General features: G+C 48.7%; 21 protein-coding genes. All 21 read left to right on the forward strand.

Going from position 1 to position 23,606, the window contains the following annotated elements; genetic code table 11:
- The first annotated feature begins 1 nt into the window (after window position 1).
- Entirely contained in the window at window positions 2–289 is a 288-nt protein-coding gene (locus tag GSY63_RS02825; RefSeq protein ID WP_166584314.1) for a plasmid transfer protein, read from the forward strand.
- A complete protein-coding gene (locus GSY63_RS02830) occupies window positions 267–2,690 on the forward strand; it encodes a TraG family conjugative transposon ATPase (protein WP_166584315.1) in 2,424 nt (807 codons plus the stop codon). The genes GSY63_RS02825 and GSY63_RS02830 overlap by 23 nt, the downstream gene beginning before the upstream one ends.
- Complete coding sequence (locus GSY63_RS02835; protein WP_166584316.1) at window positions 2,687–3,349, forward strand: hypothetical protein; 663 nt, start codon at window positions 2,687–2,689, stop codon at window positions 3,347–3,349. Before GSY63_RS02830 ends, GSY63_RS02835 begins: the two co-directional genes overlap by 4 nt.
- Window positions 3,346–4,011, forward strand: coding sequence for a hypothetical protein (locus GSY63_RS02840; RefSeq protein WP_166584317.1), 666 nt, complete (start codon window positions 3,346–3,348; stop codon window positions 4,009–4,011). Before GSY63_RS02835 ends, GSY63_RS02840 begins: the two co-directional genes overlap by 4 nt.
- Window positions 4,008–4,673, forward strand: a complete 666-nt coding sequence (locus GSY63_RS02845; RefSeq protein ID WP_166584318.1) for a hypothetical protein — start codon at window positions 4,008–4,010, stop codon at window positions 4,671–4,673. Before GSY63_RS02840 ends, GSY63_RS02845 begins: the two co-directional genes overlap by 4 nt.
- Window positions 4,674–4,716: 43 nt before the next feature.
- The gene (locus GSY63_RS02850; protein ID WP_166584319.1) at window positions 4,717–5,496 is read left to right on the forward strand and encodes a hypothetical protein; all 780 of its coding nucleotides are present in this window, start codon (window positions 4,717–4,719) and stop codon (window positions 5,494–5,496) included.
- Window positions 5,493–6,662, forward strand: coding sequence for a plasmid transfer protein (locus GSY63_RS02855; RefSeq protein WP_166584320.1), 1,170 nt, complete (start codon window positions 5,493–5,495; stop codon window positions 6,660–6,662). The genes GSY63_RS02850 and GSY63_RS02855 overlap by 4 nt, the downstream gene beginning before the upstream one ends.
- Before the next feature lie 62 nt (window positions 6,663–6,724).
- Complete coding sequence (traK, locus tag GSY63_RS02860; RefSeq protein ID WP_166584321.1) at window positions 6,725–7,339, forward strand: conjugative transposon protein TraK; 615 nt, start codon at window positions 6,725–6,727, stop codon at window positions 7,337–7,339.
- Complete coding sequence (locus GSY63_RS02865) at window positions 7,317–7,736, forward strand: hypothetical protein (RefSeq protein WP_166584322.1); 420 nt, start codon at window positions 7,317–7,319, stop codon at window positions 7,734–7,736. Before traK ends, GSY63_RS02865 begins: the two co-directional genes overlap by 23 nt.
- Window positions 7,684–8,889 carry a conjugative transposon protein TraM gene (locus GSY63_RS02870; protein WP_243749138.1) on the forward strand — a complete coding sequence of 402 codons (1,206 nt, stop codon included), beginning with the start codon at window positions 7,684–7,686 and terminating at the stop codon, window positions 8,887–8,889. The genes GSY63_RS02865 and GSY63_RS02870 overlap by 53 nt, the downstream gene beginning before the upstream one ends.
- Window positions 8,890–8,944: 55 nt before the next feature.
- The gene (locus GSY63_RS02875) at window positions 8,945–9,739 is read left to right on the forward strand and encodes a DUF4138 domain-containing protein (protein WP_166584323.1); all 795 of its coding nucleotides are present in this window, start codon (window positions 8,945–8,947) and stop codon (window positions 9,737–9,739) included.
- Window positions 9,740–9,745: 6 nt separating this feature from the next.
- On the forward strand, window positions 9,746–9,961 hold the full coding sequence (locus GSY63_RS02880; protein WP_166584324.1) for a hypothetical protein: 216 nt from the start codon (window positions 9,746–9,748) through the stop codon (window positions 9,959–9,961).
- 2 nt (window positions 9,962–9,963) lie between these two features.
- Window positions 9,964–15,399: a helicase-related protein gene (locus GSY63_RS02885; RefSeq protein WP_166584325.1), complete on the forward strand. Its 5,436-nt coding sequence runs from the start codon at window positions 9,964–9,966 to the stop codon at window positions 15,397–15,399.
- Between the two features lie 64 nt (window positions 15,400–15,463).
- A complete protein-coding gene (locus GSY63_RS02890) occupies window positions 15,464–17,455 on the forward strand; it encodes a type IV secretion system DNA-binding domain-containing protein (protein WP_166584326.1) in 1,992 nt (663 codons plus the stop codon).
- A gap of 1 nt (window position 17,456) precedes the next feature.
- A complete protein-coding gene (locus tag GSY63_RS02895; protein WP_166584327.1) occupies window positions 17,457–17,861 on the forward strand; it encodes a hypothetical protein in 405 nt (134 codons plus the stop codon).
- Window positions 17,858–18,292, forward strand: a complete 435-nt coding sequence (locus GSY63_RS02900) for a M23 family metallopeptidase (protein ID WP_166584328.1) — start codon at window positions 17,858–17,860, stop codon at window positions 18,290–18,292. Before GSY63_RS02895 ends, GSY63_RS02900 begins: the two co-directional genes overlap by 4 nt.
- On the forward strand, window positions 18,285–19,442 hold the full coding sequence (locus tag GSY63_RS02905) for an ArdC family protein (RefSeq protein ID WP_166584329.1): 1,158 nt from the start codon (window positions 18,285–18,287) through the stop codon (window positions 19,440–19,442). The genes GSY63_RS02900 and GSY63_RS02905 overlap by 8 nt, the downstream gene beginning before the upstream one ends.
- Window positions 19,443–19,444: 2 nt before the next feature.
- On the forward strand, window positions 19,445–20,218 hold the full coding sequence (locus tag GSY63_RS02910; protein WP_166584330.1) for a DUF4099 domain-containing protein: 774 nt from the start codon (window positions 19,445–19,447) through the stop codon (window positions 20,216–20,218).
- A gap of 11 nt (window positions 20,219–20,229) precedes the next feature.
- On the forward strand, window positions 20,230–20,841 hold the full coding sequence (locus tag GSY63_RS02915) for a hypothetical protein (protein WP_166584331.1): 612 nt from the start codon (window positions 20,230–20,232) through the stop codon (window positions 20,839–20,841).
- An 896-nt stretch (window positions 20,842–21,737) separates the two neighbouring features.
- Complete coding sequence (locus tag GSY63_RS02920; RefSeq protein ID WP_166584332.1) at window positions 21,738–22,172, forward strand: LexA family protein; 435 nt, start codon at window positions 21,738–21,740, stop codon at window positions 22,170–22,172.
- On the forward strand, window positions 22,156–23,409 hold the full coding sequence (locus GSY63_RS02925; protein WP_208094447.1) for a Y-family DNA polymerase: 1,254 nt from the start codon (window positions 22,156–22,158) through the stop codon (window positions 23,407–23,409). Before GSY63_RS02920 ends, GSY63_RS02925 begins: the two co-directional genes overlap by 17 nt.
- Window positions 23,410–23,606: the final 197 nt, after the last annotated feature.

Here is a 23,606-nt window from a genome sequence, read left to right on the forward strand (position 1 = left end):
AATGGCGCGAAAATACGCTGTTTATAAGGGGCTGCAGAAGCCCCTTATTTTCAAAGGCTTCAAAGGAAAGTACATCTACTGGGGCCTTGGTTTCCTGCTCGCGGGATTGGTATTTGGTGCGCTCACGATGTCACTCATCAATATGTGGCTTGGCGCTATCGTCCTGATCGGCAGCGTTGTCGGCGGCCTGCTTTTCACAGCCGGCAAACAAAAAGGCGGACTTCACGCTAAAGGCCGCAACTCCAACATTTTAATCCTCAACCACTATGGCCGTAAAGACTTTATTTAATATACCCTATGCGGGTATCGATAAGAACGGCGCGTATGATCTGCTGATTGGACTAAATGGTGAGTTTTCCGTAATCATACAGATCGTTAACCCGGTGATCCGGTATTCCGCCTATCCTGCCGGATATGACGAATTCCATAATCTCCTGCTCAATGTTGTCAAAATCCTGGGCGACGGTTACATCCTTCAGAAACAGGATATGATCAGCCGCTCTCCCTGGAAAGGCAAGGCCGCCAGCGAATATCTACAGCAGAAATACAATGAACATTTCGAGGGGCGCGAATGCCTTCAGGTAGACACCTATCTCACCATTACCCGCCAGGTAAAAAAAGGAGCTTTTTATGTGTATGACCCCAAAGCCATGCGTGATTTCCGGCAGGCGCTCACCAAAGTATTGGACATCCTCCCTTCGCCTCAGGTGCTTAAGGAACAACGGATCAATAAGCTGGTGATGCAGATCCTGAGCTTGGATTTTAGAAGCAGCCACCTTGCCCTTAACAACATCGCGCCTTCGGATACGACGATCCGCATTGGCGATAAAATGGCCCGTAATATTAGCCTCATAAACATTGACAGTATAGACCTGCCCCCAGAAGTAACCACACATATCGAACTAAATGATAAAGAGAGCATCCGGGGATTTCCGGTGGATTTTCTTTCGTTCCTTTTTAAAGTTCCGGGTTGCGACCTGATCATTTTTAACCAGGTGATCGAAATACCTAACCAGGTGATGGTCCTGCGCAAATTGGAACAGAAAAAGAAAAGACATTCGGGCATACCCGATCCTGCAAATGTATTATGCGTGGAAGATATCGATCAGTTACTGAATGACGTCGCCCGGGAAAATCAGCTACTGGTCAACTGCCATTTTAATATTGTTGTATCAGCACCCGAAAGAGCGCTGGACAAAGCTGCGAATTTCGTGGAAAGCTCTCTTTTTCAACTCGGCATCATTCCCAGCCGGAACGCCTACAATCAGCTGGAACTCTTTCGCAGTGTTTTGCCCGGAAACGCAGTTGAACTGAAAAATTACGACTGGTTTCTCACAACATGCGACGCTGCTGCCTGCTTTTTTTTTAAAGAATCCCTGCCCAAAAACGAGCCTTCGGATTTTCTGATACGCTTTACCGACCGCCAGGGGATCCCGGTAGGGATCGATCCTTCCGATCTGGTCATGCGTAACGGCCGGGTCAACAACCGCAACCGGTTCTGCCTTGGCCCAAGTGGTTCAGGGAAAAGCTTTTTTATGAACTCGCTCATCGAGCAGTACATGCTTTACAACATGGATATGGTTATCGTAGATACCGGCCATTCCTACTCGGGTTTATGCTCTTATTATAACGGCAAATACATTACCTATTCGGACAAGTCACCGATTACGATGAATCCCTTCCGGATCACTGAGGAAGAGTACAATATTGAAAAGAAAGATTTCCTCTGCACCCTGATCGGCGTGGCATGGAAAGGTGCCGAAGGGACATTCAGCCCGGTAGAGCGGGATGTGGTAGCTAATGTCATAGCTGCCTATTACAGCAAATGCTTCGGAGAAAACGGCGATCTTAAATTCGATACTTTCTACGAGTTTGCGCTGATCAAAATACCGGAGATCAAAGCCGAAGAAAAGATCCTTTTCGATTTCGACGAGTTTCGTTATGTCCTTAAAAAATTCTACAAAGGCGGGGAGTTTGCGCCGATCCTGAACAAGGAAGCCGACAAATCGCTTTTTACCGAACGCTTTATCGTTTTCGAAATTGACTCTATTAAAGAGCACAAGATCCTCTTTCCGATCGTGACGCTGATCATTATGGATGTTTTCATTCAAAAAATGCGCTACCGTTCCGACCGTCGTAAAGCGCTTGTTGTGGAAGAGGCCTGGAAAGCGATCGCCAGCCCACTAATGGCAGGATACCTCCTTTACCTGTACAAAACTGTAAGGAAATTCTGGGGTGAAGCTATCGTGGTAACGCAGGAACTCGGAGATATCATCGGCAACGCAGTTGTAAAGGATAGTATCATCAACAACTCCGATACGATCTGCCTGCTCGATCAAACCAAGTTCAGGGATAATTACAACGACATCGCCGCACTGCTTTCGATCAATGAAACGGAACGCCGCAAAATATTCACCATTAACCAGTTGGATAACACGGATGGACGGGGCCGCTTTAAAGAGGTCTACATCCGTCGCGGAGCCGTTGGCGAAGTTTACGGCGTCGAAGTTTCGCTCCACCAGTACCTGACTTATACCACCGAAAAACCGGAAAAGTCTGCCGTGGAAAGTTACACTAACCGGTACGGTTCTTACCGGGAAGGCCTCGACGCCTTTGTCGCCGACTTCGAGGAAAGTAAGCTCAGTTTGCCGCAATTCATCCAATATGTTAACCAAAATTCAACATCATGAAAAAGCTATTACTGGTACTTCTTTTTCTGGCCGCGAAATTCGCTTTCGCCCAGGAGATTGTCGTTGATCCGCTAACTTCCGCCGCAATAGCGGTAAATGCCGGCCTCATCAATGGACAACTGAACACCACCAATAATAAACTCGATCTTATACAAAAAGGCCAACTGGCAGTGACCGGTCAATTGGTGATCGTCAACGATCTTCAAAATAAGATCTACACGGGACTAAGCCAGGTTGCGTCCGTGATCAGTAACCTGACAACGATAAAAGAGATCGCCGAATGCGGCAGTGATATCGTCGCTGACATGGAAAGCACGGTCAATCTGGCCAGGTCCAATCCGGTTTTGCTGCTGTTTGCCGAACAGGGCGCGCGTGATTTTCAAACACGCGCCGCGACACTGGCCGCAGATGTCAGCGCTTTTGTACTGAAAGGCGGCAACAACAACCTGATGGATTCCGGCGAACGGGTTAAACTGCTCAATCACATCGCCCAGGAAATGCGCATCCTCCGCGGGATCGCTTACGGTATGAACCGCTCGATGTACTGGGCCAAAATGAATGGCATCTTCCGTTCCCTCAATCCCTGGGCGGAATGGCAGAATCAGGACGTTAGGATTGCCAATGATGTGTTAAAAAACGCTAAATACCTTAAGCCATGAAAAAACTGCTAATCGCTATTTTTTTAAACGTCCCAACGATTGCAGCTCTCGCACAGCAAAACACCCTCGACATCGTCGGGATTCACCAGTTGGTTGATGAGTCCATTTCAGAGAATAAGCTGCAAAAAGATGCCAGGAATAAGCAGGCGGCAGCAACAGCCAACGAACAGGCCAACCTAACCCTGCTGACAAAACTAAAGGGAACCTACCGGACGCTTCAACAGCGGTTCAATACCCTTGGCACGGCGATCAATGTCGCAGAAGTTGGCATTACTGCCTCGCCGATAGTGAACCGGATCATCAGTAACCAGGCGCAGATTATTCAACTGGCAGAAAAGAACCCCGCTTTTATAGCCATTAGTTACCAGTCTGAATTGCATTTTGCCGAACAGGCCAAAGACCTGCTGGGTTATGTTGCGGGTTTAATTTTGTCCATCGGAGACGTAAACCAAATGAAAGCATCTGACAGGAAAATACTCTTCGACTATGTAATCGCTGAATTGAGCAGTATTCAGAATCTTTCCGGTAACATGCTGGCTATGCTTCAATACAATAACCTGTATTCATTGCTGCGCGCCGCCAACCCTTTCCAAAATTTTATTGACGCCGATAAATCCATTGCAGGCGATATTATTCAAAACCCAAAATACCTGAAGAAATGAAAAAGGTCTGTCTATGGATAGCTGATCTGATCGTTTCTTTTTCAGTCAGTGCACAACAATATGTTATTGATCCGAAGCACCTTATCGCGGTTCTTCAAAATGGGGTGGTCAGGAGTTCTGCTGAATCGGCGCACGACCAGTACCTCGGCAAGATCACCAACAATATTAATAATCTGAACACGAATGTCGGTTCAGTGTTCTTAGCCCAAACAATCATCTATAAGGCGCTCGCTAATGTGAACTCGGCACTGAAGGATGGGCTGGAAGTAAAGAACATGGCATTCATCATCAGCGATATGACGGGGTACATCAGTCAGGCACTGGAGATGGCTAAAACGGAACCGTACCTGCTGGTATTTGCCGGGAACCTTTCAGTAGAAATGCGGACAAGGAGCCTGGCACTTGTAAATGACGTCTCGAACTACATACTAAAGGACGGCGATAATGTGCTTGCAGACTATAATTCACGTGATCAGCTGCTGCACCGCGTTACCCGTCAGCTGCAGATTTTGGATGGGTTGGCTTATGGTGCCTGGAAAGCCATGTACTGGGCAAGAGAGCGCGGGGTCATTGCTTCGCTAAACCCCTTTGCCGGATATATCAATACGGACGAGGCAACGGTGGCCCGCGTCATTCAGAATGCCAGGTATCTCCGGGAATGATAGGCCAGCTCAACGACCCGTTTAAATCACTAATTCAAAAATCATGAAACAGAAAATCTTAATGACCTGCAGCTGCCTGCTTTTTGCACTGCATACCTTTGCGCAATCTGTCGTGAATGACAAAAGCATTCGCTATCAGCAGGAACGCATGGTCTTCACGCAGTGGGATCAAAACAAATTCACGCCAACCTCCGGCTTTCTTGGGCTGAATCCGTATTACTGGCTAACCTGGGGTTTCTTTTACCCCAATTATCATAAGACGGATTTAAGGCCGCTAAGCGCCTCGGGACCACAAACCCAGCGGCTGTCGCTGGTAGCCGCCATGAACAATACGGACAATAACTATAAACTCCAGTCTGATACGGTACGCAATACAGCACTTGCAGAAATCGCAAACCAGTCTGGCGCACTTTCAGACGCAGATCCGTTATGGCTGCTGTACTATCAACATCAATTCAGTCCGGTATTGGATAATTCTAGCGAATCTATTTTATCCGGGCTTAACCCGCAGGTAAGTGCAAAGCTGGTAGCTGAAGGCCTTTATGACTGGTACAAAAATGAGCTCGACCGGTTGAAAGAGCGGATCGAAGGGGCGCACAACTCGGACATGGACCGGGGGGCAAGGATCATGGCCTATTATCGAATGCTTCAGGAATACCGCCGGCTTGCAGGGGTCTGGGCAATACGGACCGCATCAGCGCAGCGTACGATCACCATGGCCGCACAGCAGCAAAGGCTGAAAACCAACCAGGTCGGCGTTCCCGACTGGACGCCGCAAACAGACATCCGGATCGCTAACAAAGTCCTTCAGCATCTCCAATGAAAAAGTTTATGAGTTTAATCCTCCTGCTGTCACTGGGTGTGACGGCAGTATTTGCACAGTCGACAGGTAGCTCCGGCGATAATACTGCGAACAGTAAAACGCTGGAATACCTACAGGGTGACGGTGTCTATGAAACCGGGGTCATGACCTTTCTAAAAGGATTGAAAGATTCTGTCTGGAATCACTTCGATTTATTTATCACGGATGCCAAAGCATTGGCCGCGATCTTGATGATCATATTCTTTGCCATCAAATCCTATGAAATGATGGTCGGAGACAAGCGCATGGAAATCATGCCGCTGCTCCGCCCGTTTGGCCTGGCCATGATCATTCTCTGGTGGGGAACTTTTGTTAAAGTTTTGGCATTCCCGACCGATCTCGTGGCCAATCAAACCGAACAGATGTTTCAAAGCGAACAGACAATTGTAAATGATCTGCGGCTAAACCGCGCTAACCTGATGCTGGCAGTCGCCAATTCCCTCTACACATTTCAGGCCCAGACGGAAGTCGCCGAAAAAGAGAGCGATACGTGGTATGGTCAGGCCTGGGATGCTGTGACCAGCACCATCAAGCAAGGCATCAGCACCGTAGTATCACCGCTGATCGAGTTAAAAAACCGGCTCACCATAGGCATGCAGTTATTGTTTACCCAGCTGCTGGAACTGCTCGGGATATGGATACTCCGAACGTCAGTATATGTCATCTTTATGCTGCAGATCATCTATTCCACGATCCTGATCATTCTTGGTCCGTTCGCGGTTGCGGCGAGCATTCTGCCGGCCTTTCGGGATAGCTTTAGCACCTGGATTGCCCGCTTTATTTCGGTAAACCTCTATTCGGGAATTGCCTACCTGATCATGTATATCATTGGTTTGATGCAGGAATATGCGCTCACTTCTGAGATCAGTAAATACCAGGAATTGGTAGGCAAAGACGGGCTAAGCGCCAATTTGGAGAAGATGGCCTGGTTCGCCGGAAACGGCGTCCTGTCATTTGGCACGGTCATGATCACTTTTTTGATCGGCGCCATCTGCATGTTCACCGTTCCAAGTATATCGACCTGGATCATTTCGACCTCCGGTGTTAGCTCGGCAACTTCCACCTTTGGCAGAAGCGCAGGCACGGTTGCGTCCGTAGCCCGGAAAGCTTCCGGAAGCTTCTTTTAAAAACAACCTATCTAGCTACATGAAGGCTGCCCCTCAAAGGCGGCCTTTTTTATTTCAAAAACATGATCATCAAAAATATGGAATCCAAGATCAGGCTGGCCATTTTTGTGTCGGCCGGCAGCCTGCTGACCGCGCTGCTTATTGTTGCCGTCAACGCCTTTTATGCCTACAGGATGGTAGCCGGTTCCCAAAAGAACATCTATATCCTCGACAATAACGTGCCCATACTTGCGCGTCAGACCGATATGCAGCTGAACAGGCCTGCAGAGTACCGCGCACACGTCGACCTTTTTCATTCCCTGTTTTTTTCCTTAACACCTGACGATAAGTACATGGAATACCAGATGAAAAAGGCTATGTATCTCATTGATGAAACAGGTATGCGGCAGTATAACGACCTCAAGGAAAAGGGATTTTTTAACTCCATACTTTCTTCCAGTTCTGTACTCACGCTGGAAACGGACTCTGTCACCCTGGACATGCCCAAACGCTATTTCAGGTATTACGGCAAATTGAAGATCGACCGCAAAAGCTCCACGGTGATCCGCTCACTAATAACGGAAGGCTACCTCAAAGACATCCCGCGCAGTGACAATAACCCGCATGGGGTGCTCATCACCGGCTGGAAAACACTTGAAAATAAAGACCTGAACAATGTGGAGAAAAATACATTCTAACCGCGATCCAAGGGATACGCTGTTCAGCGAACTTAAAAAGGAATTCAGTCCTTATCTGTTCAAAGTCCACAAGGGAATGCGATCAGTCCTTAAAAATTATCCCCGGTTCTTTTTTGGGGGTATGACCGCTTCGCTGCTGCTTTCTGCCGTGCTTTCCTTTACGGTATTTCGTCATCCTGACCATAAACCACAAGCTACCATAAAGGAGCGCCCGGATCCGGTCGGCGAAGGTTTCAGCCGCATCATGAAGGCAACCGGTGAACTGCTTCAAACACTGCAGCTCAAACATACCGTTGACAGCCTCACCGCTAAAAAGCAGCTTACCAGCGCAGACAGCCTGGCGCTTGATAGCGCCTTGGACTGCCTGCGGATTATTCACACTAATGCTAATCAATAACGCTATGAAGATCAACTTCAGGCAGCCCAAATACGTGCTGCCCCTGCTCGCCCTGCCGTTTCTTTGCCTGTTCTTTTATGTCTGGCACAGCGGCTTTTCAAAACCTGAAACCGAGGTCAAACAGGACGCCGGCCTTAACAGCTCGGTCGGCAATGTTTCGGCTGTTGTCAGAAAAAAGGAACTGGCCGATAAACTCGACGCCTACCGGAATACCTACAAAGACGCTGATGGCTACTCTGCCGTTAATGTCATCCCTAAAGAGGCTTCCTCCAGTGGCTCGTTTAAAGACAACTATACCGGGAAAGAAAAACAAATCCTGGATTCCATCGACCATGCTATGAAGGCGAAGTATAATAATCCGGTTCCCAAAGCCGATCATGACCGCGCCATTGCCGGTATGCTTAACAGCACACCCCGTCAGCAAAGACAAAGCATTACAGGTAATCCCGTGCGGGAAAAGGATCCCATGGAGGTTTTTAAACAGCAAATGGCCTATATGGACAGCGTCAGCAAAATGAACGATCCTGCCTATAAAGCCGAACAGCAGAAAAAACTGGCCCAGGAAAAAGCTGCCCGGCAAAAAGCCGCTGAAAAGATCCTCACAGTTACTAAAGCAGATGCGCCGGACAATGATTTTAATACCGTAAAGCCTGCCGTTAATGACCATTTTATTACTGCGGCAATCGATGAGAACGTCACCGCCTACGCGGGTTCCCGTTTGCGACTGCGGCTCCTGGAAGACATTAAGGCAGGCGGTAACGCTGTCTCCAAAGGTACCTACGTTTTTGCACGCATCAGCGGTTTCTCGGAACAGCGGGTTACGCTGAGTATTAGCACCATCCTGTCAGACGGCAAAATACTGCCGGTCAAAATGGAAGTTTATGACCTGGACGGTTTGCCCGGACTTTATGTGCCTTCATCGGCATTCCGGGAATTTACACGCGATCTGGGTAGCAATTCGGTTCAGGGGGTGACGATTGACGGCAATTCGACCGGCAGCCAGTTTATCATGAGTTCAGTTGACAAAATGTTCCAGTCGACCTCCTCCGCTATAGCCAGCCTGATCCGAAAGAATAAGGCCAAAATGAAATACAACTCCTATATCTACCTGATCGATACCGGCGCCCTGCAGAACACGCAGAAAAGCTATTGATCCCAAATGCCTGCGCCGCAGGTGCATAACTAAAATTTTCTTAAAGCCCATTTAAATGAAAAAGCTGATTTTTTATATCTCCCTTTTGGTTTCCGCCGCTGTTCATGCGCAGGACACCATACCAACGGTTTATTTACCGCAAAACCTGACAGTTCATTTCGTTTCACCTGAACCCATCCAATACGTTGATATCTCGTCAAAAGCACTGGCAGGTGACCTGCCGCTTAAAAACGTGCTGCGCATCCGGCTCAAAGACTCGGTCTCTAAATTTAAAGATGCCGTGGTGACGATCGCCGGCCAAAAGTTCATTGCACAATACCACGTCGTTCCCGGCACCAACGTCAGCCCAACAGCGATCAACATCCTGCCTGCGGCAATGAAGCCGCTGGACATATCCGGTATCGGGTTTTCAGAAAATCAACTGAAAACCATGGCCCTGTCCATATTTGCGGAAAAGCCATCCGGCAAGGTGGAGAAAGTGAAGCAATTCGGGCTGACAGGGCAGCTGAACCACGTCTACAGTGCCGGCGACTACCTGTTTCTGGATATCAGCTACAAGAATTCGACAAGGCTTAAATACGATATCGAAGACCTTCGTTTCCGGATCGACGATAAAAAGGTAAATAAAGCCTCCAACGTACAGTCCGTCGAACTCCGGCCGGAATTCTCCTTGTTTCCCGTGCCGTCTTTCGCCAAAAGCTACCGGAATATCCTGGTATTTAAAAAAATAAGCTTTCCGGGGAATAAAGTATTCATCGCGGAACTGAGCGAAAAGCAAATTTCAGGACGCATCATGAGTCTGAAAATCTCCTACAAGGATATCCTCGAAGCGGATACCCTTCCCAACTGAAATCTTATGACACAGCCGACAGCCTATGATTACCTGAGGCTCATACTGGAAGAGGAATTCCTGGCAGCCTACCTGCGCTTTATCAACCAGGGCATACTGCACTATGAACTGACCAACATCCAGGAAATATGTGCACCGCTGCTGGAAGGACTCGACGAGGACGACAGGTTCCTGCGCTACGAGATCATCGGAACCATTACTGATTATTTAGAGGAGGAATAGCTATGGCATTTAGCAGCAGTAAACAACTGGCTGATAATATGTCAGCTATTCATATTGCCCTGAACTATATCGGGCAGGAACTATCCCCTCAAGAAATTGAAACGCTGAGCAGCTACGCGGGATTTGGTGGTATCAAAGCAGTGCTTTACCCCGCAGGACGTGAAGATGACGGGCAGCAGTTTGACATGTCCAATGCGGATCTCAAACTTTGGCCCCAGGTTGTTCAGCTTCATGAACTGCTAAAAAGTAAACTTTCGGAGAAAGATTATAAACGCACCTTCGATTCTATCACGGCAAGCGTAGCTACCGCATTTTTCACCCCGCCATCCATACCGCAGGCGATTTATGGAGCGCTTAGTGGAACCGGTATTTTGCCGCGCCGGCTTTATGAACCAAGTGCCGGAGCGGGGGTTTTTATACGGGAAGCCCTTAAGGCCTTTCCCGCCCTGGAAACAGTCAATGCCGTGGAAAAAGACTTGTTGACCGGAAGGATTCTGACCGTGCTTGCCCAGGCGTTAGATCCGAAAATCAACATACAGGTCAGCGGCCTGGAGGAAACAGGGCCCCACGAAAAAGGGCAGTCCGATTTGGTGATCAGCAACATTCCGTTCGGCAATTATTCGGTCTACGATCCGGCCTTCAACAACGCCGGCATCTCTTCGCGTATCCATAATTATTTTTTTGCCAAAGGCCTCGATAAACTGGCGGATGGCGGAATCCTGGCTTATTTAGTCACTGACGGTTTCCTGAACAGCCCGGGCAATGATATTGCGCGTAAATATCTGATGACCTCCGCCGACCTGATCAGCTTGACCGTAATGCCGGCAAACCTGATGAAAGAAAATGCGAACGTCGAAGTTGGTACGCACCTGATCGTTGTTCAAAAGAACGATAAAAAACAGTCTTTAAGTGAGGCTGAAAGCCGGTTGCTGGAACTCGTTGAATGTGTGGGGCCCAAAGGGAACTACCACATGAATGGCTACCTGCAGGATCATCCGGAATTGGCAATCGGCGACGAAGTTATTGAGGATACCAATGCTTACGGACAACCTAACCGGTATATCTGGCAAAACGGTGATATGGCCGACGTAGCGGCAGGATTGCAAACTCAGCTTGAAAATGATCTCGCTGCATTTATTGACCGTCAGCGCTGGGAAGCGATCGATTTTGGAAAACAACAAACCAGTGGCCTGAAGTTTACTTTTTTGCCTGTGCCTGAAGTGACGGAAGGCAATGCCATTGGCCAGCTCGGGTTATTCGATACCGTTCCCGCAGAGAACAATAATAAGGCGGTTGCTTACCTCAAGGAAATGGATAAGGCCACGGTGGATGAGCAGACGGCACGGATCATCAGCACGGTACGTACGACAGCGAAACCCATGCATGACAGTATCGTCATGCTGACCGCAAGGGCGAAAACAAACAGCCGGTATCTCTACAAATTATTCAGCAACATTGCTGAGATACCATTGCCTGCGAAATGGCATACCGGCACAGCACTGGGGAATGAGCTGGATGCCCTTTCGGCAAGGCTCAAATATTTCGCTTATGATTTCAGGTACGAAGGCGATACCAGCATCGAACCATCTTTTAAATTAGCTGCGGATCGCCCCAAAATGTTCTCCGACCTCCGGCCATGGTATGAAAAAGACACGCTGGTTTTGTTTGAAGGCAAACCCGGTTTGATTGGTGAACCTCAAAACGGGGAAGCAACATTTACGCCGCTGGAGACCGGTGAACGCTTGGCTTATTACCGCAACTATGTGTCGCTTCGCGATACCTACTTTCAGCTTTCGCTCCAAGAGAGTGAATTTAAAACGGCCTACCCGGAACTGCGCAGCGCCCTTAACCGTCATTACGATTCATTCCTGGATAGCTATGGCGAACTGAACAGGCAGGGTAACCGCTCCAGACTACTGCTCGACAAGGCTTTCGGTTTTAGGGTACTATCGTCACTGGAATTAAAGCGGGGCGATATGTTTGAACGCTCGGATATCTTCAAAGGCCCGCTGTTTCCGAACGAACAGGAATTCAAAACGGCCGATCCGGCTGACGCGCTGGCGAAATGCCTGAACGACACCGGCCGCGTAGACCTTGGGCTGATCAGTGGGTTCACTGGTCTTGCCGAGGAGGATATCATTTATCGCCTCGATAAGCAGATACTGCTAAATCCAGGCAGCGGAGCCTGGGAAACCACCGACGCCTACTTAGCAGGTAACGTGGTTGAAAAAATGAAAGTGGCCGAACAGGCTGTCTTGGATGACCCGGAAAACTTTCAATACCTGCGCAGCCTGACGGAGATACGCCGGGTGCAACCGGCATTTATTCCTTTCGAATTGCTGGACTTTAACCTTGGCGAACGGTGGTTGCCGGTCAGTTATTATGCCCGGTTCGCGTCCGACCTGTTTAAGCTTCCGGTCCAGATCAACTATTTTCCTTCTGTTGATACTTTTAAAGTTTCCTACAGTCATGGGAATACAACCACCGATGAGGAGTTTTCTGTTGTTCCCAAACAAAGTGATAAGCTGACCGGACGACCCTTATTAGAGCATGCCCTGGAAAACACCGCACCGCACATCACTTTTCCGGTTAAAGATGCAGACGGAAAGGAACGGCGTGTACCCGATACCGAAGCCATTCAGGCGGCTCACCGTAAGATCGAAACGATCAGGAACCGCTATAACGAATGGCTTGATGAACTGCCTCCGGAAGACAAGCAATTCATCGAAAAGCTGTACAATGAAACGTTCAACTGCTATGTGCTTCGCCAGTATGACGGCAGTCCTCTTAAATTCCCGGGACTGGATTTAAAGGCACTTGGAATTCCGTCCCTCTTCAGCTCGCAACGCGATGCCGCCTGGCGTATCATTCAAAATCAGGGCGGCCTGATCGATCACGAAGTAGGGCTTGGTAAAACGCTCACGATGATTATTTCGGCGGTCGAAATGAAGCGGCTCGGCATCGTTCACAAACCGATGATCCTTGCTTTGAAAGCCAATGTCAGCGCAATCAGGGATACTTTTCGCCAGGCCTATCCGAACGCGATGATTCTTGCGCCCGGGGAAAATGACTACCTGCCGGCCAAAAGGCAGCGCCTCTTCCATGAGATCAAAAACAATAACTGGGACTGCGTAATACTTACCCACGATCAGTTCGGAATGATTCCGCAGTCGCCGGAAATGCAGCGTTTGATCTTTCAAACGGAACTGGACAACGTGACCGCCGATTTGACAACCCTAAGTACGCTGGGTGTTGCCATCAATAAAGCGATGCTGAAAGGGTTGGAGGTGCGGAAAAAGAACCTAACCACCCAGTTAAGCGCTATCCTCTATGCCATGGAAAGCCGCAAGGACACCGGCATCAATTTCCAGGAAATGGGGGTGGATCACCTCTTCATTGATGAGTCGCACAAATTCAAGAACCTCACCTTCACGACCAGGCACAATAGGGTAGCAGGATTGGGGAATATGGCCGGCAGTCAAAAAGCGCTGAATATGCTTTTTGCGATCAGGACGCTGCAGCAGCAGTTCGACATGGATCTCAGCGTAACCTTTTTATCAGGAACGGCCATATCCAACAGCCTGACCGAGATGTATCTGATCTTCAAATACCTCCGTCCGAAAGAAATGGAGCGACAGCAGATCAGCAACTTCGATGCCTGGGCAGCAGTCTATGCAAGGAAAACAGTAGATTTCGAGTTCAGTGTAACCAACGAGATCAGGGCTAAAGAAAGGTTCCGCTACTTTATCAAAGTGCCGGAACTTGCGCGTTTCTATAATGAGATCACGGATTACAAAACGGCTAAACACATTAATCAGGACAGGCCGGTTATTGACGAAAGACTGGTCAATATTCCGCCGACACCCGAACAGCAGGACTTCACCAAACGGTTAATGAAATTCGCGAAAACAGGCGATGCCACGCTGATTGGACGCGCTCCGCTCAGTAGTGCGGAAGATATGGCCCGAATGCTGATTGCCACTAACTATGCCAAAAAAATGGCGGTCGATCTCCGGCTTGTCAGCGACTCGGCCTACAGCGATGATCCCGGCAATAAACTGAGTTATTGTGCCCGAAATGTCGCGCGGGAATACAAGGAAAGTGCGGAGCATAAGGGCACGCAGATCATCTTTAGTGACATCGGCACGCCAAAGTCGGATGGTTTCAACGTTTATGATGCGCTGAAAACAAAACTGGTTGAAGATTTCGATATCCCCGAGGGAGAGATCACCTTCATCCATAACTGGACCGACAAGCAAAAACCTGAACTGTTTCGCAGGATGAACGCCGGCGGGATACGGGTATTGCTGGGAAGCACGGACAAAGCAGGTACCGGGCTTAATGTTCAGGAACGAATTGTTGCACTTCACCATCTGGATATCCCCTGGAAGCCATCAGAGTTGGAACAACGCGACGGACGCGGTGCAAGACCGGGTAACTGGGTCGCAAAAATGTTTTACGGCAACACGGTTCGTAATTATATCTATGCAGTAGAACAATCGCTGGACAATTACAAATTCGGGTTGCTGAAAAACAAACAAACCTTCATCAGCCAGATGAAAAATTCCGAGCTGAGCAAACGTGTCATCGACGAAGGTGCAATGGATGAACAAAGCGGGATGAACTTTTCTGAATATATCGCTATTCTATCCGGAAATACTTCTTTGCTGGAAAAAACCAAGCTGGAGAAGAAAGTAGCCGAGCTGGAGGCTCATAAATCTTCGCATTTTAAAGATGTAGCCCGCAGCCGCTATCTGCTCGAAGACAAGGAAAAGGAACGCAGCGGAACTGCTTCTATGCTCGGCAAATTGCTGGCCGATCAGCATGCTTACCATAAAGTCTTAAAAGAAGATACAAAAGGTAATAAGATCAACGCGATCAGCCTGTCCTCCCTTCATTCAGCTGACCCTGCCCTTATCGGTGCGGAGATAATCCGGCTCTACAGAAAATGGGAACCTAAAAATCCGGGTCAGCATGAAATGAAGATCGGGGAATTGTATGGGTTCAATCTTTTTGTTTCCCGCGAAATGGCCTGGGTGCAGCACAAGGAAGGCAGCAAATATGAACATGTACGCAGCCTGTATGCGCAGAGCCGGGAAACAGGTGTTAAATACAGGCGAAACAATGGAATCCCCAATACAGATAATCCCAAAAATGCCGCAAGGTATTTCCTGAATGCCATTGACCATGTGGCTTCACTTGCAGCCACTTACCGGGGTAAGCTTGCCGACCTTGAAAAGGAAATTCCCGCTATCAAAGCGTTGACAGAAAAACCTTTTGAACAGGAAAAGCAGCTCGTCAAGCTAAAAACAGAATTGGCAGACCTCGAACTGGAGATCAGCCGTGCGATCACGGAACGAGATCAGGAACCCGGGATCGAAGATGTCCTCAATGAAGATATCGAGGCTGAAGAAGTAGTTTACAAACCTAAGCGCTGATAATCAGCTGAATTTTACAGTCCCAAACAGCTGATAATCATCAGCATCTATTAACAAATGCTTTATGGAAGAAACGCGTGAACAGCAGAAGCTGCATGGCTTCCTGCAATGCGGCATCTATATATCTATTCTTTTGGAAGCCGCCATATTTATTTATCGTAACGCGCCGTTTTGGGGCGTTTTTCATTCCCCGCTGGAAAAGATCAGCCATATACCAGTATACAGCTGTCTCCTTTACAGTAAACTGGCCACCTTCGGGCTGATCTGCCTGGTAAGTGTCGGGACGCTGGCAAAAAAGAAAACGGATCTCGATCCCCAAAAACATATCGTTTATCCGCTCGCACTGGGTATGTTGCTCTTTTTCGGCTGTCAGGCATTCCAGGGACGAGCCTCGCCGATGGTTTTTCCTTTTACCAGCCGTTACGACCTGGCCTACCTTTTCTGTTCAGTCATCGGCGCTATGCTCATCAGCATGGCGATGGACAACATTTCTAAAATGATCAGTTCCGGCCTTGGTAAGGATAAATGGAATACGGAAGCCGAAAGCTTCATGCAGCCGGTCAAAAAAGTAGAAACGCCCTATTCGGTGAATATACCGATGTTGTTCTATCACGACCGAAAAGTGCGCAGCGGCTGGATCAATATCTGCAACGTCTTTCGCGGTACGATCGTGATCGGTACGCCCGGTTCAGGTAAGAGCTTTTCCATTGTGAACCCTTTTATCCGGCAGCTGATCGCCAAGGAATTTGCCGTTTGTCTTTACGACTTTAAATTCCCCGATCTTGGGCAGATCGCTTACTATCATTTCCTGAAGGCCAGGCAGGAAGGTAAATTGAAAGGCTATGCCTTCCATGTCCTTAACCTGAATGATCCCAAGAAAAGCCGCCGCATCAATCCCTGGCGCGCGGATTATATCCGAACGCTGGCCGATGCCGCCGAAACTGCCGAAGGATTGGTTGAGGCACTGAAAAAAGGCGATAAGTCCGGTGGCAGCGATCAGTTCTTTACCCAATCTGCCATCAACTTTCTGGCATCCTGCATCTATTTTCTGAGCAAATATGCCGATGGCAGATATTCCAGTTTGCCGCATGTGCTGGCGATGCTTAACCGCACTTACGAGGAAATTTTTAATGCGCTCGTTTCAGAACCGGAACTGCGCTCATTGATGTCGCCCTTCATGACTGCCTATCATGCCAAAGCATTCGACCAGCTCGAAGGGCAGATCGGAACGCTGAAAGTATTTATCAGCAGGCTGGCCACGAAAGAAACGTACTGGGTGTTTTCGGGCGACGATTTCGACCTGAAAATATCGGACAACAAAACACCGGGCATGCTCGTGCTGGCCAATGATCCCAACACCCAGAACATCAACTCCGCCTGCTATTCCATCGTCATCAACCGGTTGACCAGGCTCATCAATACCAAAGGAAACCTGCCCTCGGCACTGATCGTCGATGAGGTGCCCACATTGTTTGTTCATAAGGTCGAGAACCTGATCGCAACGGCCAGAAGTAATAAGGTCGCCGTTTTAATGGGCCTGCAGGAGCTGCCCCAGTTTAACCAGCAGTACGGTAAAGATACCGCAGCAACAATCACTGCCGTGGTTGGTAACGTCCTGTCGGGATCCGTCCGGAATAAGGAAACGCTGGAATGGCTTGAACGCCTTTTCGGGAAGTCCAAACAGATTGGCGAAGGGCTGTCAATCGACCGCAACAAGACATCCACCTCCCTGAATGAAAAACTGGAAGTGCTGATTCCTGCCGGTAAGATCGCCTCCCTCAACTCCGGAGAAATGGTAGGCGTGATTGCAGCTGACGTTCAGGAAAAATTCACGGGGCAGTTTGAAACGGCCGCAGTGAACTGCCGCATCAACCTCGATATGGCCGAGATCTCCGGCGAGGAAAAGAACTATAAACCGCTACCGGCCTATTACGATTTCGGTGACCGCTGCAACGAGATACTGACCCAAAACTTCAACCGGATCACCCAGGAAATAGAAAACATGGTGCTGCTGTTCAGGCAGCCGCAGAATCCACAAAAACCAAAAACTATGTAACATGAAAAATCAAGAATTAAACGGCGCTTTCGTGCTCGTTGATCCGCGCCTGGAAAATGACCCGGCGAGGGGACAGGGCAGGCTTGCCATGGTCAACTATGAAAGTCTGGACAATAAGGTCTATGTTTCACTCGAAACCGGAAGGGAGGCTGTTTATGATCGCGAAGAACTTTTAAAACTGAAACCCAAAGAAGACATCATTGCGGCCCTCTCGGATATTGATCCGAAGGTCAGCGAAAGGGACTATTTGGAGCTTTATAAGATCACCCTGCTGCAGGATCGCGGCACGCTGAAGTCTTCCGGTCAGGCGCTGCAGATCGTACAGGAACGTCCGCAGCTTTTAGATCTGGCAACCCAACCGGCCTTCACGGTGGAGCAGGCACTCGAAAAATCTCAAGCCCGATGAGAACAGCAGCAGGACTATGGATCATTTGCCTGCCGCTGCTCAAATTGTCGATCAACTCTTCCTTCGGTTACCGGCTTCATCCCCTCACCGGCAAATATGCGTTTCATAACGGTGTCGATTTCAAGGCCAGATCAGACACGGTCTTTGCCATGATGGACGGTACCGTAGCAGCTGTCGCCTACGACGATCTGTCCGGCACTCATATCAGGATTGATCACGGCAACGGAATTACATCTGTCTCGGGCCACCTCAGCCACGTGCTGGTATTACCTGGAGAAGAAGTCATAGCAGGACAGCCCATCGCCATTACCGGGAAAACCGGTCGGATTACCGGTGAGCACCTGCATTTCAGCCTCTATCTACATCAGCGCTGTGTCGACCCGCTCGAATTCATTTATCAAGCAATAAAAAACAATAAACATCATGAGTAAAAACTTCAAACCACTGTACGTACAGGTAGCAGAAAAACTGACGGCACAGTTCAAGGAGGGTACATCCCCAATCCAAAAACCAATTAAAGAAAATGGTTTGCCTGCTTTCGTGGCACCGGTAAATCCGATCACCGGTAAAGGCTATAGCGCCTTGAACGCTATTAATCTGGCACTTAAAGGCCATGACGATCCCCGTTGGATGTCAGCTGATACCGCCAGTTTCAACAACTACCAGGTGAAAGAAGGATCAAAAGGAACGCTGATCAATTTCCCTAAAAAAAACGAAATACAAGCTGTGCGCCGACCGGATGGTTCCAAGATCAAAGATGATGACGGCAATACGGTGACCAGGACCGTAGAGTTCGATAAGGTGCAAAATGGCAAGGCGTTCTTGTTTAACGCAACCCAGATCAAAGACATCCCGCCATTGGCCGAATGGCTAAAGGCCACCCAAAGGCCCGGTGATCTTTCGCCTGTTGAAAAAGCGGAAAAGCTGATCCGCGATAGCGGCGCAGTCATTGTACATGGGGGCGAGGAAGCATTCTACGATAAAATTAAGGACGAGATCCACCTGCCGGAAATCGAGCAATTTGACAACGATACCAGGTATTACCAGGCGGCCATACACCAGCTTGCCCACTGGACCGGGCACGAAAGCCGTCTGAACCGCCAGATGGACGGTAACCTGGGCTCCGTAAAGTATGCGCCCGAAGAGCTGCGGGCGTCCATTGCCGCTATGCTGATCGGCGCGGAATTAAAGATCGGTCATAGCTTCGGCCAACACCCGGCCTACACCGGTACCTGGTCAAAAATGCTGAAGGATGAACCCTTCGAAATGTCCCGCGCTGCGGCGGATGCCCAAAAAATTGCCAACAAATTGTTGGGAAGGGAAGAAAAACGCGAGATCATACAGGAAGCCACATTAAATACTTCCCTTTCCAAAGGGGAGGAGATCCCCTACAATGGAACATCCTATAAAGTGCTGGATAAAAAAGGCAGGAATTTCGAGATGGAGAAAGCAGATACCGGCGAGAAGTTCAAACTGAAGCCGACCGATAAACTGTTCGGCAACCTTATCGATGCACGGAACAACCCGGCCTCGCAAGAAATGGAATTAACAGCGGAACAAACCCATAAAATCGGAAGATAAACATGAACCTCATCAATTTTGACGAAGGCGAACTGCCTTTCGAAGACCTGGAAACAATCGGACTGGCCTCACGGGGCCAGCTCCTGCTCAATCCAGGCGACCTCAAAGCCCTGCTTTCAGGCAGAAGGACCGCACTGCTGCACCTGCAAAACCTGGAAGCGAAAAACATCCGGATTAAAGCCATCGACGCCAAAATCTCATTGCAACGCAATGAGTTTGGTAAAACGCGCTTGCTGATACATCCGATCTACCGCAAACCGGCAACACCTGACTTTTTAGAAGATAACGAGGCCCATCAACTGGAAAAAGGTGAGGTCGCCAGCCTGCTGAAAGTAACGACCGACCAAATAGGCAATAAAAAAGACGTATTGGTCGAGTATGATCCGGAAACACGGGAGTTCATCGTATCCGATACAGAGAAGATCCTGGCACCTGATATGGTCAACAGTGAGTTTTTGACGGCCGGTCAGAAAGAAAACTACCGAAAGGGGAAAGAAGTAGAGATAGCGGATAAGACAACACTTACCTATTCCGGAACGGATGTCCACGGCATTCGCTCCAACCGGCTCGCCCTTGTCGCCTCCTTATTGGTTGATGGCGGTCTTTCGTATATGGTTTACCAGGGCTTAAATGCCGCCTTTGGGAAAGAGCATAATTCCCCGGAAGCGGAAGAATTGAGTCCCGGCTATCACGCGGCGATCGAAGACCTGGAGGACCAGCGACCGTTCGATGACAATCAACATATCAGGTTTGGGTATAATCGGGGTGGGCGTTGACACATACTTTTTTGGATGACCTTGGCGTGCCGCCTGACATCCAGGATTTTTTCAATGTGGAAGGGCCGTCGTTTGATTATGGGGGAGAGGTCGAACAGTTTTCAAATGATTTTCACCTGGTGCCGGTAACTACAGGTTTGTGGAGAGTAGGACCGGGCGGATTCCGGGAGGTGATCATCACCTCCAGTGCCATGGAGGCCATTGCCTACCTCAGCCTAAATGCTTTTCGCTATCAAGCGCCCTATGCGTTATTGTTTATGGCGATTGGCAATCTGCCACATCCCAGCCATTTCGAGGCGATCAGGCTGGCCGCCCAAAAAAGGAAAATAACCCTTGTTTTCCCGAACGACCTGACTGGCCGTTTGGCAGACATCGTGCTGGCGATGGGTATCCGTTGCAAAATGGTCAGCGTCGAATGGCAAAACGGAAAGGTCCTCTGCTGTGCCGGCACCCGCACGTTCCTGACGGAACCCGATCAGCTTAGTCTACATGCTTTTGAAAAGGCATGCGCGATCAGGACACAAATACGAACCAGAAAACCGAATCAGCAAAATTCTTTCTTAGAGCAGCTACGGAACCAACCTCTTCAAACGAATTTGAAAAGCTTGAGTGTTGCCGGATAATTAGTTATGCCCAATTCCGCCCGGTAAAAAAGTTTCCCTACCGAACTACACGGCTATAAGTCCCATCCGCCCTAGTATAGGCCTTTATTCGAAAATACCTTGGATTGCCTTGAGGTAACCCGGCACACTGATCATCGCTCGTAATAGGAAGCCCCTTCTATTTCTGGTTAACCTGTTTGCCTTACAATCTCGGGTTGTTGGCGGTCTTAATTAAAAGAAGTCGTTGGCGTTTTTTTCGATTTCATTTGCAGCGTGGTCGCTTTTTGTTCGGCGCTTGAACCTCAGCTCAAAAAGGAAAGCAAACTAGAGATTCCCGCAAAGGATTTTCAGGGATTTGATGCGCGCTGAAACACGTCGTGCTGGCAATCTGTGAGAACCGGAATGCCATACCTTCCATGTGGCAGGTTCAAATAGTGATCCGGCCGATTGGTGGGGATGCCACGGACAAAATTATCGGGCGGCTATTGCTGATGAGCTTTGCAAAAGTTACAGTCCGCTGGAGTAGCTTTGCTGTTAATTTGGTCATGCTTTTAATCTGGATGTCCAAGCCCCAATCAATTTCTGCTCAGATTAAAGGAAAAAGGGACATGCTAAATGTCCTTTTTTTTAATTCAGCCCGGTGTTCCTTAAATCGCCACGACACCGATGTAAGTGGAATAGTAATAAGGATGGAGATCGTACACCTCCTCGCCATGGTAATATGCCTATCTTTTTAGTCCGGTTCAGATATATCAAATCCCGATCGTATACCAATTAGATTGGTTCTTAGCTAATCCGCTATACAGTCAACGCCGAAAGACCATTCGTCTTACTCATCAGCTGTTTAAAATTATGCTAAAAATATTAGTAAATACAAAGCGGAGTTTATATTTTTGAAGCCCGGTAAAGGAAAGGATATGATCAGGCAGAAGCGGCATCGCGAAAAAAGAGACGTACTAGGCTTTCGGCTCCCCATGCTCACGCATGAGGAACCGGAACTCGATATCACAGATATTACGGTCATCGACCCCGATAACACGTATTTTATGCGGATGGGCAGTGACGCGCTGCGCAGCCATCATATCTTAAAAGACCAGGTCCTGGTAATCGACCGCGCCTTGGAACCGGTACCGGGCAGTATTGTCGTTTTTGTCCATGAAGGCCATTTTTATACCCGCGAATATGACCCGAAACCAGGTAAGCTTATTCTTCAGGCAGATGAAGCAATTGATACCATTATCATTGAATCCTCCGAAAACTGGACCTGCTGGGGCGTGGTCACCCTGACCCTCAACCCGGTTTTGCAGCCGCAATTACGCATTGGGAGGTACGCCCGTGTTTGCGCATGTTGATATCAATAACTGCTACGTCAGTTGCGAACGGCTCTTCAATCCCGGTCTTAAAGACCGGGTAGTGGTGGTGTTGTCGAATAACGATGGTTGTGTAATCGCAAGGAGTAATGAAGCCAAAGCCATCGGGATCAGGATGGCCGACGCCGAATTTATGGTACGCCGGCTGTTAAAGGAACATGATGCGGTAATGTTCAGTTCCAATTACCCCTTGTATGCGGATATGAGTGCGCGTCTGATGAACAATTTGGCGCGTTATACTTACACGCTGATGGTCTACAGCATTGATGAAGCATTTTTAGCGTTGGATAACATTCAGCACCTGAACCTGAATGATCACACCGCGATGATCAGCCGGAATGTCATGCAGCACACCGGCCTGCCGATTACGATAGGGGTGGGGCCGACGATGGCGCTAGCTAAACTCGCCAATAAAGCGGCAAAGAAACGAAAGCGGCCTTTCCTCGTACTAGATACGGATCAGAAAATCAGCGATACCGTCAGCGATTTTCCTATCGAAGACGTCTGGGGTATCGGATTGCAATATTATCATAAATTGACTGAATTTGGGATTAAAACAGCCCGGGATTTCCGGGACCTTCAGGCGGATTTTGTACGCCAGCATATGACGGTACAAGGTTGGCGGCTGCATCAGGAGTTATGGGGGAAGCCTTGTAATGTGATTAAAGATGTTGCTGACCGGTCCAAAGGGATTGAAAGCAGCCAGAGTTTCAACACCTATCAAACCGACATAGAGGCGATCGAAGAGGCGGTCGCGATGCATGCGGCAACCGTCGCCTTAAAACTACGTCAGCAAAATAGCATGGCGATGACACTAACTATTTACCTGCGAACGAACAAACATAACCCTAAACATGATCAGCATTACCCCAGCATCACCGTTAAAGTGCCATTTGCTGCTAACAGCACCCACCAGCTGACACGGGTTGCCGCGCAAGCCATCAGGGCCATCTGGCAGCCGGGATTTCACTATCTGAAAACTGGTGTACGCGCAACAGGCATCGTCCCCGAGGGTGAAGTGCAGTATAACCTGTTCTCGAATTATGAACACAGCCGGGAGCAGGCGCTGGCGGAGCTGATGGATGAGCTCAACGGCCGGTATGGCCGCGGAACTGTCCGCCTGGCGGCAGATAGCTTTGAACGTAAATGGGCTATGAAGCAGGATTTTTTAAGCAAACAGTTCACCACAAACTGGAAAGATATCGTCGTTACCAAATAAACGTCTCTTGAACGGTTTCATGGCTTTAAATACCATTTCTTTAATTACTTTATACCTGGGCATTCGCTTTAAAGCGGCAAATTTGAAAACTTTAAAGAAATAGCATTAAAAAAAACCTTTTAACTACCCTTATCCGGATAATGCTAAAATCCACGGAGAATTTCTTAATAAAAAAAATTTGTAACTAATTGCTAAAA

The sequence above is a fragment of the Mucilaginibacter agri genome, assembly GCF_009928685.1.
Classification (GTDB): domain Bacteria; phylum Bacteroidota; class Bacteroidia; order Sphingobacteriales; family Sphingobacteriaceae; genus Mucilaginibacter; species Mucilaginibacter agri.